This is a genomic window from Mesorhizobium sp. BR1-1-13, assembly GCF_020165515.1.
Taxonomy (GTDB): Bacteria; Pseudomonadota; Alphaproteobacteria; order Rhizobiales; family Rhizobiaceae; genus Mesorhizobium.
In genome coordinates, this window is record NZ_JAIUIH010000001.1 from 246,192 (window position 1) to 268,905 (window position 22,714).

18 protein-coding genes are annotated in these 22,714 nt (G+C 64.2%); 4 read left to right on the forward strand and 14 right to left on the reverse strand.

Annotated features, from left to right (window positions below; all coding sequences use genetic code 11):
* Nucleotides 1-3: 3 nt before the first annotated feature.
* The 3 genes from LB533_RS01280 to LB533_RS01290 form a co-directional block, all read right to left on the reverse strand.
* Nucleotides 4-1,284: a TRAP transporter large permease gene (locus LB533_RS01280; protein WP_140560745.1), complete on the reverse strand. Its 1,281-nt coding sequence runs from the start codon at nucleotides 1,282-1,284 to the stop codon at nucleotides 4-6.
* Nucleotides 1,285-1,836 carry a TRAP transporter small permease gene (locus LB533_RS01285; protein WP_140550947.1) on the reverse strand — a complete coding sequence of 184 codons (552 nt, stop codon included), beginning with the start codon at nucleotides 1,834-1,836 and terminating at the stop codon, nucleotides 1,285-1,287.
* A 79-nt stretch (nucleotides 1,837-1,915) separates the two neighbouring features.
* The gene (locus LB533_RS01290) at nucleotides 1,916-2,893 is read right to left on the reverse strand and encodes a TRAP transporter substrate-binding protein (protein ID WP_140641186.1); all 978 of its coding nucleotides are present in this window, start codon (nucleotides 2,891-2,893) and stop codon (nucleotides 1,916-1,918) included.
* 360 nt (nucleotides 2,894-3,253) lie between these two features.
* Between LB533_RS01290 and LB533_RS01295 the strand changes: the two genes are divergently transcribed.
* Entirely contained in the window at nucleotides 3,254-4,744 is a 1,491-nt protein-coding gene (locus tag LB533_RS01295) for a mannitol dehydrogenase family protein (protein ID WP_224676476.1), read from the forward strand.
* Nucleotides 4,745-4,796: 52 nt separating this feature from the next.
* On the opposite strand, the gene LB533_RS01300 is transcribed toward LB533_RS01295, so the two are convergent.
* From LB533_RS01300 to LB533_RS01335, 8 genes are all read right to left on the reverse strand, one after another.
* The gene (locus LB533_RS01300) at nucleotides 4,797-5,204 is read right to left on the reverse strand and encodes a F0F1 ATP synthase subunit epsilon (RefSeq protein ID WP_140641182.1); all 408 of its coding nucleotides are present in this window, start codon (nucleotides 5,202-5,204) and stop codon (nucleotides 4,797-4,799) included.
* A 112-nt stretch (nucleotides 5,205-5,316) separates the two neighbouring features.
* Entirely contained in the window at nucleotides 5,317-6,903 is a 1,587-nt protein-coding gene (gene atpD / locus LB533_RS01305) for a F0F1 ATP synthase subunit beta (protein ID WP_224676477.1), read from the reverse strand.
* 69 nt (nucleotides 6,904-6,972) lie between these two features.
* On the reverse strand, nucleotides 6,973-7,857 hold the full coding sequence (locus LB533_RS01310) for a F0F1 ATP synthase subunit gamma (RefSeq protein WP_224676478.1): 885 nt from the start codon (nucleotides 7,855-7,857) through the stop codon (nucleotides 6,973-6,975).
* A 46-nt stretch (nucleotides 7,858-7,903) separates the two neighbouring features.
* Entirely contained in the window at nucleotides 7,904-9,433 is a 1,530-nt protein-coding gene (gene atpA, locus LB533_RS01315; RefSeq protein ID WP_140550779.1) for a F0F1 ATP synthase subunit alpha, read from the reverse strand.
* Nucleotides 9,433-9,993: a F0F1 ATP synthase subunit delta gene (locus LB533_RS01320; protein WP_140550778.1), complete on the reverse strand. Its 561-nt coding sequence runs from the start codon at nucleotides 9,991-9,993 to the stop codon at nucleotides 9,433-9,435. Before LB533_RS01320 ends, atpA begins: the two co-directional genes overlap by 1 nt.
* 235 nt (nucleotides 9,994-10,228) lie before the next feature.
* Nucleotides 10,229-10,624: a DUF4345 family protein gene (locus tag LB533_RS01325; protein ID WP_224676479.1), complete on the reverse strand. Its 396-nt coding sequence runs from the start codon at nucleotides 10,622-10,624 to the stop codon at nucleotides 10,229-10,231.
* A 95-nt stretch (nucleotides 10,625-10,719) separates the two neighbouring features.
* Nucleotides 10,720-11,415 (reverse strand): aspartate/glutamate racemase family protein, encoded by a 696-nt coding sequence (locus LB533_RS01330; RefSeq protein WP_224676480.1) that lies wholly within the window; start codon nucleotides 11,413-11,415, stop codon nucleotides 10,720-10,722.
* Nucleotides 11,416-11,461: 46 nt separating this feature from the next.
* A complete protein-coding gene (locus LB533_RS01335) occupies nucleotides 11,462-13,645 on the reverse strand; it encodes a primosomal protein N' (RefSeq protein ID WP_224676481.1) in 2,184 nt (727 codons plus the stop codon).
* A 90-nt stretch (nucleotides 13,646-13,735) separates the two neighbouring features.
* On the opposite strand from LB533_RS01335, the gene fsa reads away from it, so the two are divergent.
* On the forward strand, nucleotides 13,736-14,392 hold the full coding sequence (gene fsa / locus LB533_RS01340) for a fructose-6-phosphate aldolase (RefSeq protein WP_224676482.1): 657 nt from the start codon (nucleotides 13,736-13,738) through the stop codon (nucleotides 14,390-14,392).
* 71 nt (nucleotides 14,393-14,463) lie between these two features.
* Here fsa and LB533_RS01345 read toward each other — a convergent pair whose 3' ends face one another.
* From LB533_RS01345 to leuS, 3 genes are all read right to left on the reverse strand, one after another.
* Nucleotides 14,464-17,013, reverse strand: coding sequence for a DNA translocase FtsK (locus LB533_RS01345; protein WP_224676483.1), 2,550 nt, complete (start codon nucleotides 17,011-17,013; stop codon nucleotides 14,464-14,466).
* Nucleotides 17,014-17,276: 263 nt separating this feature from the next.
* Entirely contained in the window at nucleotides 17,277-17,855 is a 579-nt protein-coding gene (gene lptE / locus LB533_RS01350) for an LPS assembly lipoprotein LptE (protein ID WP_224676484.1), read from the reverse strand.
* On the reverse strand, nucleotides 17,842-20,466 hold the full coding sequence (gene leuS, locus LB533_RS01355; RefSeq protein ID WP_224676485.1) for a leucine--tRNA ligase: 2,625 nt from the start codon (nucleotides 20,464-20,466) through the stop codon (nucleotides 17,842-17,844). Before leuS ends, lptE begins: the two co-directional genes overlap by 14 nt.
* Before the next feature lie 153 nt (nucleotides 20,467-20,619).
* On the opposite strand from leuS, the gene LB533_RS01360 reads away from it, so the two are divergent.
* Both LB533_RS01360 and LB533_RS01365 read left to right on the forward strand, forming a co-directional pair.
* Nucleotides 20,620-21,270, forward strand: a complete 651-nt coding sequence (locus tag LB533_RS01360; protein ID WP_140641164.1) for a YggS family pyridoxal phosphate-dependent enzyme — start codon at nucleotides 20,620-20,622, stop codon at nucleotides 21,268-21,270.
* Between the two features lie 389 nt (nucleotides 21,271-21,659).
* Nucleotides 21,660-22,709 carry an aldo/keto reductase gene (locus LB533_RS01365; protein ID WP_140641162.1) on the forward strand — a complete coding sequence of 350 codons (1,050 nt, stop codon included), beginning with the start codon at nucleotides 21,660-21,662 and terminating at the stop codon, nucleotides 22,707-22,709.
* Nucleotides 22,710-22,714: the final 5 nt, after the last annotated feature.

Consider the following 22,714-nt stretch of genomic DNA (forward strand, 5'->3'; position numbering starts at 1 on the left):
CCTCTATTTGAACACGCTCGGCAACCAGAGCGAGATGGCCGGAATATATGTCACCAGCCCGAGAACCACGATACCGGCGCCATAGAACGGCCAGATCGAGCGCATCGCTTCCCAGACCGTGATCTTGCCGACGGCGCAGGCGACGAACTGCACCGTGCCGACTGGCGGCGTGTTCAGCCCGATGCCGAGATTGAGGATGGTGATGACGCCGAAATGCACGGGATCCACGCCATAATGCGTGACCAGCGGCAGGAAGATCGGCGTGCAGATGATGATCATCGGCCCCATGTCCATGAAGGTGCCGAGCACCAGCATCAGGACATTGAGCAGCAGCAGCACGACCAGCGGATCGGTGGAGATCGCATTCATGCCGGCGATCAGCAGCACCGGCACTTTGAGATAGGCCATCAGCCAGCTGAAAGAAGCCGCCGTGCCGATGATCAAGAGCACCATCGAAGTGGTGCGCACGGCGCCCTTGGTGGCGTGGACGAAATCGCTCCAGCCCATCGAGCGGTAAACGAGGACGGTAACAAGCAAGGCGTAGAGAATGGCGATGCACGAACTCTCCGTCGCTGTGAAGATTCCGGAGCGGACGCCGCCGAAAATGATGCCGATCAGGAGCAGTCCGGGAATAGCGATGAGCGCCAGCTGCCCGACGCGCGAAAAACCGGGGAAGGCCTCGACCGGGTAGCCGCGGCTGCGGGCGACGAAATAGGCGGTGACCATCAGCGAGGCGGCGAACAAAAGGCCCGGTAGTATGCCGGCGGTGAACAGGTCGGCGATCGAGATCTTGCCGCCCCCGGCGATCGAATAGATGATCATGTTCTGCGATGGCGGCAGAAGCAGCGCGATCAGCGCCGCCATCGAGGTGACGTTGACGGCATAGTCGGCGCCGTAGCCGCGTGCCTTCATCTGCGGGATCATCAGCCCGCCGACGGCCGCGGCCTCGGCCACGGCAGAGCCGGAAATGCCGCCGAACAGCGTGCCGGCGATGATGTTGACCTGGCCGAGGCCGCCCCGGACATGGCCGACCAGGGAGCCGGCAAAGGAAACGATGCGCTGCGCTATGCCGCCGCGCACCATCAGATCGCCGGCATAGATGAAGAATGGGATCGCCATCAGGGAGAACGCGCTCATGCCCGATTTCATCTGCTGGAACACCACCAGGGGCGGCAGGCCGAGATAGAGCACGGTGGCGAAGGATGCCGCACCGAGGCAGAACGCGATCGGCGTGCCGCCGAACATCAGCAGCGTGAAGACGCCGAACAGGATCCAGAGCTCCATCTAGGCCTCCTGCACCGCCGGCATCTCCGGCACGTCCTCGAGATTGATGTCCTTGTCGATATCGACGCCCGACCAGCGCAGCGCGATGCGCTCGGCCGAAAACAGGCAGATCAGCACCCCGCCGGCGACCAGCGGCAGATAGTCGAAGCCACCCGGCAGCTCGAGCGCCGGGATGATGGTGTGCCAGGTCAGGCCGACAAGTTTGCAGCCGTACCAGACCATGCCGAATCCGAAGCCGAGCACGATCAGGTCGGACAGCGTGCGCAACGCTCCCTTGCTGCCTTTCGGCAGGATATAAAGCAGCACGTCGAACCCCATATGGTAGTTCTCCCGCACCCCGACGGCGGCGCCGAGGAAGATGAACCAGTTCATCAGCATGATGGCGCTGGTTTCGGTCCAGCTCGGCGACGAATTGAGCACGAAGCGGAAGAAGACCTGATAGGCGACGAGCGCGGTCATGGCGACCAGCCCGATGCCAGCCAGGTAGAGCGCCCCGTCGCAGATCCTCGAAAGCACGACGCTGAACCGTGGCGGCGCCGCGCTGCTTGTCATTGTCGTCATCTGATCCTCCCGATCGCCGGCCGGTCACGAAGGCGCGGGACGGCATGCATTGTCCGCCCCGCGGCCAACTTCACTTGGTCGCCTGGACGCGGGCGGCGAGGTCCTTCAGCTCGGGCGTCGACAGGTATTTGTCGTAGACCGGCTTCATCGCGTCGATCAGCGGCTGCTTGTCGATCTCGCTGACCTTGACGCCTGCCTTTTCGACGATGTCGCGGGATTTCTTCTCCTGCGCGTCCCACAGTTCGCGCATCTTGACGACACTATCCTTGGCCGCCTGGCGCACGACCGTCTGGTCTTCCGGCGAGAGCTTGTCCCAGCTCGCCTTCGCCATCACCAGCACCTCCGGAACGATCTGGTGCTGGTCGAGCGTGTAGTGCTTGGCGACCTCATAGTGCTTGGCGGATTCGAAGCTCGGCCAGTTGTTTTCCGCGCCGTCGATGACGCCGGTCTCAAGTGCCGAATAGACTTCGCCATAAGCCATTGGCGTGGCGTTGGCGCCCAGTGCGTTGACCATGTCGACGAACACGTCCGACTGGATGACGCGGAATTTCATGCCCTTCAGGTCGGCGATCGAGGCGATGTCCTTCTTGGTGTTGTAGAAGGAGCGTGCGCCGGAATCGTAGAAGGCCAGACCGACCAGGTCATGTGCCTCAAAAGCTTTCAGGATGTCGTCGCCGATAGGCCCGTCCATGACATGGCGCATATGTTCGACCGAGCGGAATATGTAGGGCAGCGACGGCACCGCGGTTTCCGGCACGATGCCGTTGAACGGCCCCATCGAGACACGATTGAGGTCGATGACGCCGGTCTGGGTCTGCTCGATCGTGTCCTTCTCCTCGCCGAGCTGCGCCGAATGATAGACCTCGACCGAATAGCGGCCATCGGTGCGCTGCTTGATCAACTCGCCCATGTATTTCACCGCCTCGACCGTCGGATAGCCGTCGGGGTGCGTGTCGGCCGACCGCAGCACTGTTTGCGCGTTGGCGATGCCGATCAGCAGCGAGCCGAACGCGAATGTGGCCGCGGTCAATTTCGAAAAATGCAACATGACTTTCCTCCCTTTTTTAAAATCAAGGCACCGGCTCAGAGCCGGCGCATCACCAGCCTGTCATCCCTGCTCATCTTGGCCATTCGGTCAGCATCCGGTGCGGGCGAGCGAGCGTGGACGGGCGTCGGTGCTAAGCAGCAAATCCGCATCTGTCAGTGCCACGGTGGTCCTCCCAAGAGGCGCTATCGGTAGGGTCGCGAGGAAATAATGTCAACATACAAAAAATGGATTGTTGTATGATGACTTTGGAGCGGGAACCGGCCATTGTGCCGGACGGCGGTGAATGTTACGCCGCTGCCGTTTCTCCTTCGCCGACCTTACGGGGCGGCTCCCAAAGCCAATCGGGGACTTCGCACAGCAATGAACAGGCGTCTTTCGAAGGATACGATCGCGACCTTGCCGGCCAGGATCGCCGTGCCGCGTTTTGATCGCGCATCGGTCACGCAAGGCATCGTGCATCTCGGGGTCGGCGCCTTTCATCGCGCCCACCAGGCAGCCTATGTCGACGATTGCCTGAGTGCTGGAGAGACGGACTGGAGCATCGTCGGCGTGTCGCTGCGCAGTGCCGACACGCGCGATGCGCTGGCGCCGCAGGACGGGCTCTACACGCTGGCGATCCGCAGCGGGGGCGAAGAAAGGCTTCATGTCATCGGCTCCATCGGCGCGATGCTGGTGGCGCCGGAAGATCCCGCCGCCGTGCTGGCCGCGCTGACCGATCCGCGCACCCGCATCGTGACGCTGACCATCACCGAGAAAGCCTATCTGCGGGCCGCCGGCGGCGGGCTCGACGCTGCCCACCCGGACATCGTCCACGATCTGGCGAACCCGCATCTGCCGAAGACCGCGCACGGTTTTCTGGCCGAGGCGCTTGCACGCCGTCGCGCGGCCGGCTTGCAGCCCTTCACGGTGCTCTGCTGCGACAACCTGCCTGCCAACGGCGCGACCTTGCACAGGCTGCTGGTGGAATTCGCCACGCTGCGCGATGCCAGCCTCGGGGAGAAAGGCGCGACCAGGCTTAAGGGCCATATCGCCGACGAGGTCGCGTTTCCCTCCAGCATGGTGGACCGCATTGTGCCGGCCACGACCGATGCCGACCGGGAGCGGATCGCTCTCGAGCTCGGCGTCGAGGACGCCTGGCCGGTCATGACCGAGCCGTTCTGTCAGTGGGTGGTCGAAGACAATTTTCCGGCAGGCCGCCCGGCCTGGGAAAAGTTCGGCGTCACCATGGTCGAGGATGTCAGGCCCTTCGAGGACATGAAGCTGAGGCTGCTCAATGGAGCGCATTCGGCCATCGCCTATCTCGGCCTGCTCAGCGGACACGCCACCGTCGACCGCGCCTTCGCCGATCCGGAGATCAGGCGCTTTGTCGATGCGCTCTGGGCCGAGGCAATCCCGACGCTGCCCACCGATGCCGGCCTGGACACGGCGAGCTATACGGCAGAGCTTGCCCGGCGTTTCTCCAACACAGCACTTGCCCACCGCACCGCACAGATCGCCAATGACGGCAGCCAGAAACTGCCGCAGCGCATCATTGCCTCCGCGATCGAGCGCCTCCATTCAGGCGCCCCACCAAGGCATCTCATGCTGGCGGTCGCCGCCTGGATCGCCGCCTGCGAAGCGCGCGGCAAATTCCTGCCCGACGGCCATTTCACCGATCCGATCGACATGCCGATGACGGCGATCATTGACCGGAATCTGCCCGCTGCCGAAACCGTCGCTTCAGTGTTCGATCTCGCCGGCTTCGCGACCGGAGCGCCTGAGCGGCCAGGATTGATGGACCTTGCGGCCGTCCATCTCGAGCAGTTGCGCCGTGGCGGACCGGCTCAGGCCTTCGCGGCATTGGGCATTTAAAAAAAAAGCGAGGCAAGGCCCCCGCTTTTCAGTCGACTATTTGGTGCCAGCCTCAAGCCGGCAGGATGGCGCCTTCCAGCGTGGTGAGCTGGCTGAGGAATTGTTCGGCCTTGGTGCGGGACTGGTCGTCCTTGGCGTCGGCGGCGTCTTCCCTGGCTTCCTGGATGCGGCGCGCGAGATCGGCGCGGTCGACATCCTTCACCGCGACAGCCGATTCCGCCAGCAGCGTGCAGCCGGCCGGAACGATGTCGGCGAACCCGCCGAAGACGACGTAACGCTCTTCACCGCCTGATGCGGCCTTCACCGTGACGACGCCCGGCTTGATGGTGGTCATGACCGGTGCGTGATGCGCCATCACGGTCATCTCGCCCTCGGCACCCGGAATGACGACGGCCTCGACCTCTGCGGAAACCAGCAGGCGCTCCGGCGAGACCAGTTCGAACTTGAAAGCTTCTGCCATGTCGATTTAGCGAGTAGGGAATAGTGAGTAGGGAGGTAAGGAGAAAGAGCAACTGCCCCGGTCACCTGCCTGCCATTCACTACTGACTACTGACTGCTCCCTATTCCCTTGATTAAGCCGCTTCAGCCGCGAGACGCTGTGCCTTCTCGACCGCTTCCTCGATGCCGCCGACCATGTAGAAGGCGGCTTCCGGCAGGTGATCGTAGTCGCCGTTGCAGAGGCCCTTGAAGCCCTTGATGGTGTCGGCGAGGTCGACCAGCTTGCCCGGCGCGCCGGTGAACACTTCGGCGACGAAGAAGGGCTGCGACAGGAAACGCTCGATCTTGCGTGCCCGAGCCACAGTCTGCTTGTCCTCTTCCGACAGTTCGTCCATGCCCAGGATGGCGATGATGTCCTGCAGCGACTTGTAGCGCTGGAGGATCGACTGCACCTGGCGCGCGACGGCATAATGCTCTTCGCCGACCACCAGCGGGTCGAGCATGCGCGAGGTCGAGTCCAGCGGATCGACGGCCGGATAGATGCCCTTTTCGGCGATCGAGCGGTTGAGCGTCGTCGTCGCGTCGAGGTGGGCGAACGAGGTCGCCGGCGCGGGGTCGGTCAAGTCGTCGGCCGGCACGTAGATGGCCTGCACCGAGGTGATCGAGCCCTTGGTGGTGGTGGTGATGCGTTCCTGCAGGGCGCCCATGTCCGTGGCGAGCGTGGGCTGGTAGCCCACGGCCGACGGGATACGGCCGAGCAGCGCCGACACTTCCGAACCGGCCTGCGTGAAACGGAAGATGTTATCGACGAAGAAAAGCACGTCCTGGCCCTGGTCGCGGAAATATTCGGCGACCGTCAGGCCGGTCAGGCCGACGCGGGCACGCGCGCCCGGCGGCTCGTTCATCTGGCCATAGACCAGCGCCGCCTTGGAGCCTTCGCCGCCCCCCTTCTTGTTGACGCCGGATTCGATGAACTCGTGATAGAGGTCGTTGCCCTCGCGGGTGCGCTCGCCGACGCCGGCGAACACCGAATAGCCGCCATGCGCCTTGGCGATGTTGTTGATCAGTTCCTGGATCAGCACGGTCTTGCCGACGCCGGCGCCGCCGAACAGGCCGATCTTGCCGCCCTTGGCGTAGGGCGCGAGCAGGTCGAGCACCTTGATGCCGGTGATCAGGATCTGTGCTTCCGTCGACTGTTCGATATAGGCCGGGGCCGGCTGGTGGATCGAGCGCAGCTCGACCGCATCCACCGGGCCTGCTTCGTCGACCGGCTCGCCGATGACGTTGATGATGCGGCCGAGCATGCCCGGACCGACCGGCACGGCGATCGGGCCGCCGGTGTCGCGCACTTCCTGGCCGCGCACCAGGCCTTCGGTGGAATCCATGGCGATGCAGCGCACGGTGTTTTCGCCCAGATGCTGGGCAACTTCGAGAACCAGGCGGTTGCCGACATTGGTGGTCTCGAGCGCATTCAGAATCGGCGGCAGGTGATCGCCGAACTGCACGTCGACCACGGCGCCGATGACCTGCCGGACCTGGCCGACGATGCCGGTGGCCTTGCTGGCCACGGCCGGGGTCTTTACCGCGGAGGCCCTGGTCGGCGCTGCCGCTTTCTTGGCCGGAGCCGCCTTAGCTGCCGCGGCCGGAGCCTTTGCCGGTGCCGCCTTGGCCGGGGCTGCTGCCTTGGGAGCCGCAGTCTTGGGGGTCGCTGCTTTCGCCATCGTCTTTACCCTTTTCGTCCTTTGTTTCTCGCACGGTCGGATCGAGGTCGTTGACCCCGGAAACCGTGCCTAGAGCGCCTCGGCGCCCGAAATGATCTCGATCAGTTCCTTGGTGATCTGCGCCTGGCGCTGGCGGTTGTAGGTGATCGACAGCTTGTTGATCATCTCGCCGGCGTTGCGCGTGGCATTGTCCATGGCGCTCATCTTGGCGCCCATCTCGCCCGCCGCGTTTTCAAGCAGCGCGCGGAAGATCTGCACCGCGATGTTGCGCGGGATAAGGTCCGAGAGGATCTCGCCCGGCTCCGGCTCGTACTCGTAGACGGCGTTGCCGCCATCCGTGGACTCGGCCGCGGCCGGGGACTCGGCGGCCGGAATGATTTGCTGCGCGGTTGGAACCTGGCTGATCACCGACTTGAACTGCGAATAGAACAGCGTGCAGATATCGAAGCCGCCCTCGTTGAAGAGGTGGATGACCTTCTTGGCGATCGCATCGGCGTTGACGAAGCCGAGCGTCTTGACCTCGCGCAGGTCGATCCGGTCAAGGATCATCGAGGCATAGTCGCGGCGCAGGATGTCGAAACCCTTCTTGCCGACGCAGATGATCTTGACCTGCTTGCCGTCGGCCAGGAGCCTGCGGATGTGGTCGCGGGCAAGACGGGCGATCTGCGAATTGAAGCCGCCGCACAGGCCGCGCTCGGCGGTGCAGACGACGAGCAGGTGCACGTCGTCCTTGCCGGTGCCGGTCATCAGCGCCGGGGCATCGCCACCGCCCCCGATCGCCTGGGTGATGTTGGCCAGCACGGAACCCATGCGCTCCGAATAGGGGCGCGCCGCTTCCGCAGCCTCCTGTGCACGGCGCAGCTTCGCCGCGGCGACCATCTGCATCGCCTTGGTGATCTTCTGCGTCGCCTTGACCGAGGCGATACGGTTACGAAGGTCTTTTAATGAAGGCATGCTTCAAACCTGATCCCGTCTTGTCTCATCCGGACTGGCGCTTCGCTCAGGCGAAGGTCTTGGCGAAAGCGTCGATCTCGGCCTTCAGCTTGCCGCGCAGATCGTCCGACAGCGCCTTTTCCTTGCGGATGGCATCGAGGACGTCCTTGCCGGCCGAACGCATGTGGCTGAGCAGGCCATGCTCGAACTTGCCGACCTGGTTGACCGGCAGCTTGTCGAGATAGCCGTTGACGCCGGCGAAGATCACCGCGACCTGCTCTTCCGTCTTCAGCGGCGAGAACTGCGGCTGCTTCAGGAGCTCGGTCAGGCGCGAACCGCGGTTGAGCAGGCGCTGCGTGGCGGCGTCGAGATCCGAGCCGAACTGCGCGAAGGCCGCCATTTCGCGGTACTGCGCGAGTTCGCCCTTGATCGAGCCGGCAACCTGCTTCATCGCCTTGATCTGCGCCGAGGAGCCGACGCGCGACACCGACAGGCCCACATTGACCGCCGGACGGATGCCCTGGAAGAACAGGTTGGTTTCGAGGAAGATCTGGCCGTCGGTGATCGAGATCACGTTGGTCGGGATATAGGCCGACACGTCATTGGCCTGCGTTTCGATGACCGGCAGCGCCGTCAGCGAACCGTTGCCCATGTCGTCATTGAGCTTGGCGGCGCGCTCGAGCAGGCGCGAATGCAGGTAGAAGACGTCGCCCGGATAGGCTTCGCGGCCCGGCGGGCGGCGCAAGAGCAGCGACATCTGGCGATAGGCGACGGCCTGCTTCGACAGATCGTCGTAGCTGATCAGCGCATGCATGCCGTTGTCGCGGAAATACTCGCCCATGGTGCAGCCGGCGAACGGCGCCAGGAACTGCATCGGCGCCGGATCGGAAGCGGTGGCGGCGATGATGATCGAATATTCGAGCGCGCCGCGCTCTTCCAGCACCTTGACGAACTGCGCCACGGTCGAGCGCTTCTGGCCGACGGCGACGTAGACGCAGTAGAGCTTTTCCTTCTCGGGGCCGTTGTCGTGCACCGATTTCTGGTTGAGCATCGTGTCGAGGATGATGGCGGTCTTGCCGGTCTGGCGGTCGCCGATGACCAGCTCGCGCTGGCCGCGGCCGACCGGGATCAGCGCGTCGATGGCCTTGAGGCCCGTCGACATCGGCTCATGCACCGACTTGCGCGGAATGATGCCAGGCGCCTTGACGTCGACGCGCTTGCGTTCGGTCGCCTTGATCGGGCCCTTGCCGTCGATCGGATTGCCGAGCGCATCGACCACGCGGCCGAGCAGGCCCGGACCGACCGGAACGTCGACGATGGCGCCGGTGCGCTTGACGGTGTCGCCTTCCTTGATGTCGCGGTCGGCGCCGAAGATGACGACGCCGACATTGTCGGCTTCGAGGTTGAGCGCCATGCCGCGGATGCCGCCGGGGAATTCGACCATCTCGCCGGCCTGGACATTGTCGAGACCGTAGACGCGGGCGATACCGTCACCGACGGACAGCACCTGTCCGACTTCGGAGACCTCGGCCTCCTTGCCGAAATTCTTGATCTGGTCTTTCAGAATTGCGGAAATTTCCGCGGCGCGGATGTCCATCAGCCGACCTCTTTCAGTGCAAGCTTGAGCGAATTGAGTTTGGTTTTGAGCGACGTATCGATCTGGCGCGAGCCCATCCTGACCACCAGCCCGCCGAGCAGCGACGGATCGACGGTGACGGAGATGGAAACGTCCTTGCCGGCAACGCTCTTCAGCGCCGCCTTGAGTTCGGCCTGCTGGGCAGCGGTCAGTTGATGTGCCGACGTTACCTCGGCGGCCGTCTCGCCGCGATGTTCGGCGGCGATCTGCCGGAATGCCTTGATCATGCCGGGGACGGCGAACAGCCGGCGGTTCTTGGCGACGACGCGCAGGAAATTGCCGGTCAGGCCGGTGATCCCGGCCTTGTCGGCGATGGCCGCGATGGCCTTGGCCTGGTCCTCGCTGGAGAACACCGGGCTGTTGATCAGCCGGGTCAAGTCGGCGCTGCCCGCGAGCATCGCCTCGAAACTGTTGAGGTCGGCTTCGACCTTGGCGACGGAATTCGCCTGCGATGCCAGTTCGAACAGCGAACCCGCATAGCGTTCTGCGACACCTGAGATTGGCGATGACGATTGGGCCACGGACCGTCTTTTCTCTTGTCTGACAGGCCGCAGATTGTTGGCGCGAGCGAAAACTCTGGCTAAATCTTTGACCTTACTGCATTTTTTCAAGCACGGAGGCGCGGCTTCCGCTATCCCCGGCCGAAAGTCGATTGCCGTCTAGCACAGGCCTTTTAAGACCGCAATGCGTCGTTCCGCATGGTTTTCAGGCACTATTGTCGCATCCGGGGACGAAGTCCCTGGATTGCCTGTGGATTCAGGGCAGGAAGCCGAAGGCAAAGGCAAGCGGCAACGCCGCCAGCGCCAGTTCCACGACGATGGAAAACCAGTTGAAGGGCGTGTTGGCGCCATCCGACATCATCGACAGCAACCGGCCGAAGGCGGTGAACAGCCAGGAGAAGCCGAGCGCCATGTAGATCAGCGGCTGCGCCAGCAGGATGCAGCACAGGCCGACGCCGAGATAGAAGCCCGACATGCGGCCGCGCCCTTCGGCGATCGCCGCCGCCTTCTCCGGCTTGACCTGCAAGCGCAGGATGCGGAAGGCAAGCCCCGGCGCCAGGAAAAGCACCAGGCCGAGCAGCACCGTGACGACGGCGCTCGACCAGGCCAGCCATTCCCCCTGGCTTACCGGCCACGGAAACGCAAAATCCATAGTGTCCCCTCGTAAATGCCGCTCTGAAATCGCGGGTATTCTAGCGGAGGAAAAGCCGCGCGCCAGATGGCGGCCGGCACTTTAGGCCAAACGCATCAAGAGAGCGCGAAGGCGATAGCCGCTTCGGCATGGATGCGCGTCGTGTCGAAGGCCGGAATGTCGAAATCCTGCTGGCCGATCAGCATGGTGATTTCGGTGCAGCCCATGATCACGCTGTCGACATTTTCTTCGCGCCGCAGGCGGCTGATCTCGGCGACATAGGCGGCTTTCGATGTCTCGGTGACGATGCCCTGGCAGAGCTCGTCATAGATGATGCGATGGACCATGTCGCGCCCTGCCCGGTCCGGCACGATCGGCTGCAATCCATATTTGTCGACAAGCCGGCCCTTGTAGAAATCCTGCTCCATGGTGAACCGCGTTGCCAGCAGCGCCGGGCGCCGCATGCCGGCCGCCTTGATCGCGGCCGCGGTGGCGTCGGCGATGTGGATCAGCGGGATCGACACCGAGGCCTGCACCTGGTCGGCGAGCTTGTGCATGGTGTTGGTGCACAAAAGCAGGCCTTCCGCGCCGGCTGACTCGAGCTTGCGCGCGGCATCGACCAAAAGCACGCCGGCGCCGTCCCAATCCCCATGGTGCTGGCGCTCGGCGATCTCGGCGAAGTCGAACGACCACAGCAGCAATTTCGCCGAATGCAGCCCGCCGAGATGCTGCCTCACGAGATCATTGAGCAGGCGATAATAGATCGCCGTCGATTCCCAGCTCATGCCGCCGAGCAACCCAAGAGTTTTCATGTGATCTCCTTTTCTCTCGCAGCGGCGGCCATGGTTGAGATCCGGTTTACAAAAAGCTCTGCGGATCGATATCGACCTGCACCCGCACCGAGCCGCGCTGCTTTGGCCCGTTGGCCAGCATGGTCCGGATAAACCCTTGCATGTCGGCGCGGCGCTCGCCCTGGATCAGCAAGCGGAAGCGGTGACGGCCGCCGAGCAGGGACAGCGGCGCTTCGGCCGGCCCGAGCACGAACAGGTCGGATGCCTCGGGCGCGGCACGGCGCAGGCCGCGGGCATGGCCCTCGGCTTCCGCCCGCGTCACCGCGCTGACGATGACGCCGGCCAGCCGGCCGAACGGCGGCAAGGCCGCCCGCTCGCGCTCGGAAATCTCGCGCTCGTAGAACGCGTCGGCATCGCCGGAGACGATCGCCCGCATCACCGGATGGTCGGGCTGGAAGGTCTGCAGCAGGCCGAGGCTCTTCTTGCCGGTGCGCCCGGCGCGGCCGGTCACCTGGCTGAGCAGCTGGAAAGTGCGCTCGGCGGCGCGCGGGTCGCCATTGGCAAGGCCGAGATCGGCGTCGACGACACCAACCAAGGTCATGTTGGGGAAATTGTGACCCTTTGCGACGAGCTGCGTGCCGATGACGATGTCGGCCTCGCCATTGGCGATGGCTTCCAGCTCCAGCCGCAGCCGCCGCACGCCGCCCATCAGATCCGACGACAAGACGATGGTACGCGCATCCGGGAAGTGCGTGACGACTTCCTCGGCGATGCGCTCGACGCCCGGCCCGCAGGCGACCAGATGATCGAGCGTGCCGCATTCCGGGCAGGCTTCCGGGCGGCGCTCATTGTGCCCGCAATGATGGCAGACCAGCTGGCCGCGAAAGCGGTGCTCGACTAGCCAGGCCGAGCAGACCGGGCAACCGAAGCGGTGGCCGCAGACGCGGCACAGCGTCAGCGGCGCATAGCCGCGCCGGTTGAGGAACAAGAGTGACTGTTCCTTCCTCTCCAGCGTCCGGCGCATGTGCTCGATCAGCACCGGCGACAGGAAGCCGCCGCGCGCCGGCGGCGCGCGCCGCATGTCGATCGCTTTCAGATCGGGAAGTGCCGCCTCGGCGAAGCGCGCGGACAGCACCGCCCTGGCGTAGCGGCCCTGGCTGGCGTTGACGCGGCTCTCCACCGATGGCGTCGCCGATGCCAGCACCACGGGGAAGCCGCCTATATGGCCGCGCACGACAGCCATGTCGCGGGCATTGTAGAAAACGCGGTCTTCCTGCTTGTAGGCGGGGTCGTGCTCCTCGTCGACGACGATCAGGCCAAGCTCCTTGAACGGCAGGAACAGAGCCGAGCGTGCGCCGGCCACGACCCGCACACCGCCTTCCGCCACCTGCCGCCAAACGCGTTCGCGCATCCTCGGCGGCAGGTCGGAGTGCCATTCGGCGGGCTTGGCGCCAAAACGCTGCTGAAAACGTTCGAGAAAAGCATGCGTCAACGCGATTTCAGGCAGCAGGATCAGCACCTGCTTGCCCCGGTCGAGTGCCGCCGCCACCGCTTCGAAATAAACCTCCGTCTTGCCCGAACCGGTGACGCCGTCGAGCAGTGCGACGTTGAATCCACCACCCGCGACATTGGCGCGCAGCAGCCGTGCGGCTTCGTTCTGGTCGGGCATCAATTCCGGCGTGGCGTAGGCTGGGTCAGGCTCCGCCACCACGGGCCGCGGCGGGATCATCACCGTTTCGAACACGCCTTGCGCCTTCAGCCCTTCGATTACCGTCGACGACACGCCGGCCGCATGGGCCAGACCGGATCGCGTCCAGGCCAGTCCGCCGTCGGCCGTCTCCAGCACGCGGGCCCGCGCATCCGTCATCCGGTCCGGAACCGCCGCGGTTCGCTGCAACCCCTCGATCCAAGGTTCCGGATCGAAAGCCTCCGGCGCCCTCAGCAGCATGCGCGCCACCATGCCCGGCGCCGACAGCGTATACTGCGCTACCCAGTCGACGAAACGGCGCATCGCCCGGTCGATCGGCGGGCAGTCGAAGACCTGTTCGATCGGGCGCAGCTTTTTCGCGTCGACCGTCTCGACCACGCCGTCCCAGACGATGCCGGCGACCTGGCGAGGCCCGAGCGGCACGCGCACGATCGAGCCCGGCACCACCCGCATGCCGGCGGGCACGGCATAGGTGTAGGGGCGTTCGGCCGGCATCGGCACCAGCACCGGTGCGGCTGCGACAAAGGGCGAATCTTCGATCATGAGGCGTGACCTTGCCCCGACTTTGCTCTAGATCAAAGGGCAACGCTGAACGTGCCTTCCCAAGCACGACGAAATCGTCAGGAGACCGCCATGAAATTTTTTGCCGACACCGCCGATATCAAGGAAATCCGTGAACTTATCGATCTGGGGCTGCTCGACGGCGTCACCACCAACCCGTCGCTGATTCTCAAATCGGGCGGCAAGATCTCCGAGGTCACCAAGCAGATCTGCGACATCGTCGAAGGTCCGGTTTCGGCCGAAGTCGTGGCGACCGAATACAAGCAGATGATGGCCGAGGCCGAGGTGCTGGCCAAGATCGCGCCGAATGTCGCCATCAAGGTGCCGTTGACACTGGACGGACTGAAGGCCTGCAAGACGATCCGCACCGAGATGAACCGCATGGTCAATGTCACGCTCTGCTTCTCGGCCAACCAGGCGCTGCTCGCCGCCAAGGCCGGCGCCTCCTTCATCTCGCCCTTCGTCGGCCGCGTTGACGACACCGGCTCCGACGGCATGGAAGTGATCCAGGAGATCCGTCAGATCTACGACAATTACGATTTCCAGACCGAGATCCTGACCGCTTCCGTGCGCACCGTGAACCACGTCAAGCAGGCGGCGCTCATCGGCGCCGATATTGTCACCGCGCCGCCCGCGACCCTGAAGGCGCTGGTCAACCACCCGCTGACCGACAAGGGCCTTGCCGCCTTCCTCGCCGACTGGGCCAAGACCGGCCAGAAAATCGGCTGAGCGAACCTATATCCGACACGAAAAAGGCCGGGCAACCGGCCTTTTTCATGCGCTGCGGATCAAGAAGCCGATCAATCCGTGCCGTCATCCTCGGCTGCGGTTACCGGCGGGCGCCGGCCCATGATGATCTCGCGCTTGCCGACATGGTTTGGTGCGCCGACCAGACCTTCCTTCTCCATGCGTTCGACCAGGGAGGCGGCGCGGTTATAGCCGATGCCGAGGCGGCGCTGAATGTAGGACGTCGAACACTTCTTGTCGCGCAACACCACCTTGACCGCCTCGTCATAGCTGGAATCGCCGTCCTCCGCCGCAACGGCGCCCTTGTCGAAGACCGCGCCCTCATCGCCTTCGTCTTCCTCTTCATCCTCGTCGGCCGTCACGGTTTCCAGGTATTCGGGACGACCCTGCGCCTTCAGATGCGCCACGACATGCTCGACCTCCACGTCGGAGACGAAGGGGCCGTGCACGCGGGCGATGCGCCCGCCGCCCATCATGTGCAGCATGTCGCCCTGGCCGAGCAGTTGCTCGGCGCCCTGCTCGCCAAGGATGGTGCGGCTGTCGATCTTGGAGGTGACCTGGAAGGAAATCCGGGTCGGAAAATTGGCCTTGATCGTGCCCGTGATGACATCGACCGAGGGGCGCTGCGTCGCCATGATCAGGTGGATGCCGGCCGCGCGCGCCATCTGCGCCAGGCGCTGGATGGCGCCTTCGATCTCCTTGCCGGCGACCATCATCAGGTCGGCCATCTCGTCGACGATGACGACGATATAGGGCATTGGCGCGAGGTCGATTTCCTGCTGCTCGAAGAGCGGCTCGCCGGTGCCTTTTTCGAAGCCCGCCTGCACGGTCATGACGACCCTCTCGCCGTTTTCGCGGGCAGCGGCGGCACGTTGATTGTAGCCGTCGATATTGCGCACGCCGAGCCGCGCCATCTTGCGATAGCGGTCCTCCATCTCCCGCACCGCCCATTTGAGCGCGGTGACGGCCTTTTTTGGATCGGTGACGACGGGCGTCAGAAGATGCGGGATGCCGTCATAGACGGAGAGTTCGAGCATCTTGGGATCGACCATGATCAGCCGGCATTCCTCCGGTTTCAGCCGGTAGAGCAGCGACAGGATCATCGTGTTGATGGCAACCGACTTGCCGGAACCGGTGGTGCCGGCAACCAGCAGGTGGGGCATCTTCGCCAACTCGGCGATCACAGGCTCACCGCCGATCGTCTTGCCGAGGCAGAGCGCCAGCTTGCAGCCGGTCTTGCGGAAGCCCTCCGATTCGATCAGCTCGCGGAAATAGACAGTTTCGCGCGCCTCGTTCGGAAGCTCGATGCCGATGACGTTGCGCCCAGGCACGACGGCAACGCGCGCCGAGATCGCCGACATGGAGCGGGCGATGTCGTCGGCAAGACCGATGACGCGCGAGGATTTCACGCCCGGCGCCGGCTCGAATTCATAGAGGGTGACGACCGGACCGGGGCGAACATGGATGATCTCGCCGCGCACGCCGAAATCCTCGAGCACGCTTTCCAGGAGGTCGGCATTCTGCTCGAGCCGCTCCTGCGACATGTAGAAGCCTTGTCCCTCCGGCGGCTGCTGCAACAATTCTTCCGAGGGAAGTTCGTACGTCTCGCCCGTCGTGGTCGGCACGATCCTGCCGACCAGTGGTGCTCGCGACGATGCGCGCGCAGCCGGAGCCGGGACGGCTTGCTCCAGACTTTGCGTGACATGTGCCGGAACGGCATTGCTTGCGACGGCGGGAATTGCGGCCTTCGCCCGGGCTTGCTGCGCCACGCGGTTGGCCGCCGGCTGAACCGCGGCCTGGTTGGAGTTGGCCGGACGGACATCCGGCGCGACGGACGAAGCTGGCGACCCGGGAAGGCATTCGATGACACGGAACAGCGCGGTCGGATCGGCCGTTGGCGCGGGGCGGTTGTCGGTCCGCTCGGTGACCACAGGCGCGGTCGTGCGCGCAACCGGAACGGCCCGCGGCGCGGGTGACGGGCCTTCGACCAAATAGGGCGCCATGACCTCGAAAAAGACGTGATCCGACAGATAGGGCCAGCGCACATTTTCGCGGCCCGTCGTCTTGACCGGGGCTGTCGCTGCTTGGGCGGACGCTGCCGGTGCGGACGCCCGCGCCGCACTCATCCTGTGGCCCGCAGGCGTAGCGGCGGCCCGCACGTTTTCGCCGGCATGCCCTGACAGAACCGGCGCCGGGGCCGGTTGCACCACGGCTCTGTTGCCCAGGGGCGGCCTGGCGGCGCCTGAAGAAAGATTTCGGCTTGGTATCGGCGCCGATGAAGACGTCCCAGCCGCGGTGGATTGGCCGTGCGCCTGCGGTGCTGGTGATTCGCTTTGCTCGACGGCAATCGCCTCGTCCCGCGGACGGCGCGTGCTGGTTTCATAGTCCGGCGTGCGCGTAAACCGCACATTGGGCGCCAGGAAGAAATACTCTTGCCAGGCAGGGCTTTCGTTGCCGCCGAGATCAACAGGGGATGGGGAATGGCCGGCTCCTGCTCGCTGGCTGTCAGCCTTGTTGTCCACACCCCTGAAACGCTTCATCCCGGGGTCATCGGGCGACGCTGCCTTCAATGAACTGACCCGAGGAAAACGCTTGGATTCCATGCTCAAGACTCACGCTGAAATGTCTGCTGAGCAATAGAGAGCGAGTGGTTAACAGTTGCTTCCCGTCGGCCCCTCCGGAGCGGCGAAGCGTGACTTTCGCAGCGCTGTCGGACGATCGGATCCGTGCGGCTGATCGTCATCCCACGATCGTGCACTCACCCGCGCGCTTCGGCTAAAGGCGAACGGAGAACCGGCTCCGGAGCCGTGACAAGGGCGGCCTTCAGGCACCAGATTGTTATGCCACCGTGAAACGAAGAGCGGCGCTAACCGGCCGTCTTGCCGTGCCGTGCGAGATCCTGGGCTATGGACAGTTGCAGCGCGTTGGCAAGCTCGCGCGCGGCGCGGTTCTCGGCATCGATCTGTGCCCGGTACGCGGCGAATTCCTGGCGCGGCCTGTCGAAGGACGAAGTGATCGCCCGCCTGCCGGTCGCGATCACCGCGCCGGTTTTGGCATCGGTCAGCGTGTAGCCGGCGGTCAGCGTCACCGAACCGGCGGTCGGCTCGTCCTGATCGGTTCCGACCTGCACGAGCGCCGAGGATTCAACGGCTTCGGTCACGCCGAGATCGAGCGAGTAGGCCGGCGAGGCCGGTTCGCCGGCGCCGCGCCCAAATCCGAAGATCAGGTTGTTGCGCACTTGCTGGCCGTAACGCGTCCTGACCGGCTTGACGGCGATCGATGCCAGTTCGGCATTGGCGCTCGAGCCGGTCGACAGCGGCGCGCTCGAGTAGAGCGGCCGCACCTGGCACGCCGAAACGAGCGCAAGCGAGCCGACAAGGCTGGCAAGCGCGGCACGGCGCAGCAAACGGCTCAGCTCTGTCTTTTCCCGATCAGGCAACGACATTGACGATCCTCTGCGGCACGATGATCACCTTGCGCGGAGCCTTGCCTTCGAGCGCCTTCTGCACGAAGTCGAGAGCGAGCACGGCTTTTTCGACCGCACCTTGGTCCGCGTCGCGGGCAATTGTCAAATCCCCGCGCTTCTTGCCGTTGACCTGGATCGGATAGGTGACCTCATTGTCGACGACCAGCGCCGGATCGAAGATCGGCCACGGCCGTTCGGCGACCAGATCGGCACCGCCGAGCGCCTCCCAGCATTCCTCGGCCAGATGCGGCATCACAGGCGCGATCAGGTGCACGAGCACCTCCACGGCCTCCCGGCAGGCGCCTTTGAGCGCGGCATCGGCCTTGCCTTCGGCCACGTCGTTGAGCGGCGTGGTCAGCACGTTGGCGAGTTCGTAGATGCGGGCGATGGCGCGGTTGAATGCGAGTTTCTCGATGTCCTCGCCGACCGCTTTCAGGATCTTGTGCGTGGCCTTGGAAACCGCCCCGGCTTCACCGCCACCGCCCGCTATGGGTGCGATGCCGGCCAGCGATTCGGCCGCGGTCGAGACCAGGCGCCAGATGCGCTGCATGAAGCGATGCGCGCCGGCGGCGCCATCGTCGGTCCATTCGACGTCGCGTTCGGGCGGTGAATCCGACAGCATGAACCAGCGTGCGGTGTCGGCGCCGTAGCCGTCGGTGATGTCTTCGGGGCTGACCGTGTTCTTCTTCGACTTCGACATCTTTTCCAGGGAGCCGATCTCCGCCGTCTCGCCCGTGGCGATCTCGATGGCGCGGCGCTTGCCGCCGACGTCCTCCAGCCGCACCTCGGTCGGCGCCAGCCAGCGGCCGTTCGATGCCGATCCCACGCGATAGGTCTCGTGCACCACCATGCCTTGCGTGAACAGGCCCTTGAACGGCTCGGCCAGGTCGAGATGGCCGGTCTCGCGCATGGCCCGGGTGAAGAAGCGCGAATAGAGCAGATGCAGGATCGCGTGTTCGATGCCGCCGATATACTGGTCGACGGCCAGCCACTCGTTCGCCGCTTTCGGGTCGGTCGGCTCGTTCGCCCAGGGCGCGGTGAAGCGGGCGAAATACCAGGACGAATCGACGAACGTGTCCATCGTGTCGGTTTCGCGCCGCGCGTCCTTGCCGCATTGCGGGCATTTGACATGCCGCCAGGTCGGGTGGCGGTCCAGCGGGTTGCCTGGGCGGTCGAACTCGACGTCGTCCGGCAGCTTCACCGGCAGGTCTGCCTTCGGCACCGGCACCACGCCGCAATCCTCGCAATGGATCATCGGGATCGGGCAGCCCCAGTAGCGCTGGCGCGAAATGCCCCAGTCGCGCAGGCGGAAGTTGACCTTGCGCTCGGCCATCGGCCGGTTGCCGATCGTCTTCTGCTCCAAGAGCTTCGCCACCTCGTCGAACGCCCGCTCCGGCTTCATGCCGTCGAGGAAACGCGAATTGATCATCACGCCGTCGTCGACATAGGCTTCCTCGATGACCTGGAAGGTCTTGGGATCAGCCCCTTCCGGCATCACCACCGGGATCACCGGCAGGCCGTATTTGTTGGCGAAGTCGAGGTCGCGCTGGTCGCCGGACGGGCAGCCGAAGATGGCGCCGGTGCCGTAGTCCATCAGCACGAAATTGGCGACGTAGACCGGCAGCGTCCAGTTCTCGTCGAACGGATGCACGACACGGATGCCGGTGTCGAAGCCCTTCTTCTCGGCCGTCTCCAGCGCCGCCACCGAAGTGCCCATATGGCGGACCTCGTCGATGAAGCTCGCCAGCGCCGGATTGGTCTCGGCGGCCTTCCTGGCCAGCGGATGGTCGGCGGCGACCGCCATGAAGGAGGCGCCGAAGATGGTGTCGGGCCTGGTCGTATAGACTTCCAGCTCCTGCTCGCCGGCGACGGGAGCCGCCAGCGGCCAACGGATCAGCAGGCCTTCCGAACGGCCGATCCAATTGTGCTGCATCAGCTTGACCTTCTCGGGCCATTCGTCGAGGCGATCGAGCGAATCCAGGAGATCCTGCGCAAAATCGGTGATCCTGAAGAACCATTGCGTCAGCTCGCGCTGTTCGACCAGCGCGCCCGAGCGCCAGCCGCGCCCGTCTATGACCTGCTCGTTGGCGAGCACCGTCATGTCCTCCGGATCCCAATTGACCTTCGAGGATTTGCGCGTCACCAGGCCCTTCTCGACAAAGTCGAGGAACAGCATCTGCTGGCGATGGTAGTAGTCGACATCGCAGGTCGCGAATTCGCGCGCCCAGTCCAGCGACAGGCCCATGACCTTGAGCTGCTCGCGCATGGTGGCGATATTCTGATAGGTCCATTCCTTGGGATGGACCTTGTTCTGCATCGCCGCGTTCTCGGCCGGCATGCCGAAAGCGTCCCAGCCCATCGGATGCAGCACGTTGAAACCCTTGGCCCGCTTGTAGCGCGCCACCACATCGCCCATCGTATAGTTGCGCGTATGGCCGATATGGATGCGTCCCGATGGATAGGGGAACATCTCCAGCACGTAGTATTTCGGGCGCGGATCATCGTTGTGCGCCTCGAAAAGCTTCCTGTCGGCCCAAGCCTTCTGCCATTTGGGCTCTGACGCGCGCGGATTGTATCGTTCGGTTGCCATGGGACGTTTTTCACTTAAAAAGCATGCGGACTGCGGGCGACAGCTCGGCAGTCCATTGGATGTGGTCCGGGTGTTCACCATGGTTTGGCAAACCCGTCAACCATATGGGTATCGCGTCTGGAAAAAACGCGGTCAAAACAGCGGGATTTGGACATGGGCGATGCCGTTCAGCAGTTTTTCGCGGTCAAGGCGAAGATCGCCGCCGCCGAGCGCGAGGCTGGCGCAGTGACGCTGGTCGCCGTTTCCAAGACCTTTGACGCCGCCGACATCAGGCCCGTCATCGAGGCCGGCCAGCGCGTCTTCGGCGAGAACCGCGTGCAGGAAGCGCAAGGCAAGTGGCCAGCGCTGAAAGAGGCTTTCCCCGATGTCGAACTGCATCTGATCGGACCGCTGCAATCGAACAAGGCCAGGGAAGCCGTGGCGCTGTTCGACGTCATCGAGACGGTCGATCGCGAGAAGATTGCCGCCGAACTCGCCAAGGAGATCGCCCGGCAAGGCCGGGCACCGAAACTCTACGTCCAGGTCAACACCGGCTCCGAGCCGCAGAAGGCCGGCATCGAGCCGCGCGAGGCCATGACCTTCGTCGCCCGCTGCCGCGATGTCCACGGCCTCGCCATCGGAGGCCTGATGTGCATTCCGCCGGCGGACGAGAACCCCGGCCCGCATTTCGCCCTGCTGGAAAAATTGGCGCGGGAGGCAGGCGTCGCCAAACTGTCGATGGGCATGTCCGGCGATTACGAGACGGCTATAGCCTTCGGCGCCACCAGTGTCAGGGTTGGTTCGGCGATCTTCGGCAGTCGATAAACACCGGCCGCCGTGGGGTGGTCCTGTCGTCTGTGAGTACTAAGCCTATGATACACAGACGGACTGAACACATCTTGCGAATTAAGCGAGGAGTCTTCTTGAACAGGCACTTGCGGGACGCAAGAAACAATCTCTCGAAGCTGGTAAGACAGTCGCGCGAAAAAGGGGCCGCAAACCGCAATATCTTCTCTCCGGCCCCGTCTGGGATGACGAATTTGTCGAGGAGGTCAATCGCCGCCCGAACCCAATGATCCGAGCGGTCCATTCTCCGATAGTTCCTATCACCGGCAAGAGTGGTCCAGTTCAACTGGCTGATTATGCCAGTGCTGGAAACGAAACGTACCGTTCCTATTTGTTTTGTGTCATCACAAATCTCTGGAGCTTTCGCCATGCGCTACAACCAGCTCGGAAATACCGGCCTGTTCGTCTCCGAACTCTGCCTCGGCACCATGACCTTCGGCGCGGCCGGCCAGAATGCCCAATGGGGCCTGATCGCCAGCCTCGACCAGAAAGGCGTCAACGAGATCGTCGGCCGCTCGCTCGCCGCCGGGGTCAATTTCTTCGACACGGCCGATGTCTATTCCTTCGGCGAATCCGAGCGCCTGCTCGGCCAGTCGCTCAGGGACCTCGGCGTTGCCAGGTCGAGCGTGGTCATCGCCACCAAGGTTCACGGCGCCATGGGCGAAGGCCCGAACCAGCGCGGCTCCTCGCGCGGCCACATCATGGATTCGGTTGATGCCAGCCTGGAACGGCTGCAGCTCGATCATATCGATCTCTATCAGCTGCACGGAACCGACGCGGTGACGCCAATCGACGAAACGTTGCGGGCACTGGACGATCTCGTTGCCAGCGGCAAGGTCCGCTATGTCGGCGTCTCCAACTGGCAGGCCTGGCGCATCGCCAAGGCGCTCGGCATAGCCGACCGCAAGGGCTTTGCCCGTTTTGAAACCATCCAGTCCTATTACTCGATCGCCGGTCGTGATCTCGAGCGCGAGATCGTACCGCTGATCAACGAAGAGAAGCTCGGTCTTATGGTCTGGTCGCCAATGGCCGGCGGCCTGCTGTCCGGAAAATACGGCCCCGGCGCGCCAGGCAATGGCGAGGGCCGCCGCGCCTCCTTCAACTTCCCACCGGTCAACGAGGACCGCGCCTGGGCGGCGGTCGCGGTCATGCGCGAGATCGCCAAAAAGCATGACGTCAGCGTCGCCACCGTGGCGCTCGGCTATGTCCTGGCCAAGCCCTTCGTGATGAGCGTGATCATCGGCGCCAGCCGCATGGATCAGCTCGAACAGAATCTTGCCGCCACGAACCTCAAACTTGATACCGATGATCTTGCCAGACTGGACGAGGTGAGCGCGCTGCCGGCCGAATATCCTGGCTGGATGCTGGAGCGGCAGGCCGCCGGCCGGCGTCCGGTGCCGTTCGTGCCGAAGGCCTGATCGTT

Coding starts and splice junctions, on each gene's coding strand:
- LB533_RS01280 (WP_140560745.1), bottom strand. CDS start 1,284: ATGGAGCTCTGGATCCTGTTCGGCGTCTTCACGCTGCTGATGTTCGGC.
- LB533_RS01285 (WP_140550947.1), bottom strand. CDS start 1,836: ATGACAAGCAGCGCGGCGCCGCCACGGTTCAGCGTCGTGCTTTCGAGG.
- LB533_RS01290 (WP_140641186.1), bottom strand. CDS start 2,893: ATGTTGCATTTTTCGAAATTGACCGCGGCCACATTCGCGTTCGGCTCG.
- LB533_RS01295 (WP_224676476.1), top strand. CDS start 3,254: ATGAACAGGCGTCTTTCGAAGGATACGATCGCGACCTTGCCGGCCAGG.
- LB533_RS01300 (WP_140641182.1), bottom strand. CDS start 5,204: ATGGCAGAAGCTTTCAAGTTCGAACTGGTCTCGCCGGAGCGCCTGCTG.
- atpD (WP_224676477.1), bottom strand. CDS start 6,903: ATGGCGAAAGCAGCGACCCCCAAGACTGCGGCTCCCAAGGCAGCAGCC.
- LB533_RS01310 (WP_224676478.1), bottom strand. CDS start 7,857: ATGCCTTCATTAAAAGACCTTCGTAACCGTATCGCCTCGGTCAAGGCG.
- atpA (WP_140550779.1), bottom strand. CDS start 9,433: ATGGACATCCGCGCCGCGGAAATTTCCGCAATTCTGAAAGACCAGATC.
- LB533_RS01325 (WP_224676479.1), bottom strand. CDS start 10,624: ATGGATTTTGCGTTTCCGTGGCCGGTAAGCCAGGGGGAATGGCTGGCC.
- LB533_RS01330 (WP_224676480.1), bottom strand. CDS start 11,415: ATGAAAACTCTTGGGTTGCTCGGCGGCATGAGCTGGGAATCGACGGCG.
- LB533_RS01335 (WP_224676481.1), bottom strand. CDS start 13,645: ATGATCGAAGATTCGCCCTTTGTCGCAGCCGCACCGGTGCTGGTGCCG.
- fsa (WP_224676482.1), top strand. CDS start 13,736: ATGAAATTTTTTGCCGACACCGCCGATATCAAGGAAATCCGTGAACTT.
- LB533_RS01345 (WP_224676483.1), bottom strand. CDS start 17,013: ATGGAATCCAAGCGTTTTCCTCGGGTCAGTTCATTGAAGGCAGCGTCG.
- lptE (WP_224676484.1), bottom strand. CDS start 17,855: ATGTCGTTGCCTGATCGGGAAAAGACAGAGCTGAGCCGTTTGCTGCGC.
- leuS (WP_224676485.1), bottom strand. CDS start 20,466: ATGGCAACCGAACGATACAATCCGCGCGCGTCAGAGCCCAAATGGCAG.
- LB533_RS01360 (WP_140641164.1), top strand. CDS start 20,620: ATGGGCGATGCCGTTCAGCAGTTTTTCGCGGTCAAGGCGAAGATCGCC.
- LB533_RS01365 (WP_140641162.1), top strand. CDS start 21,660: ATGCGCTACAACCAGCTCGGAAATACCGGCCTGTTCGTCTCCGAACTC.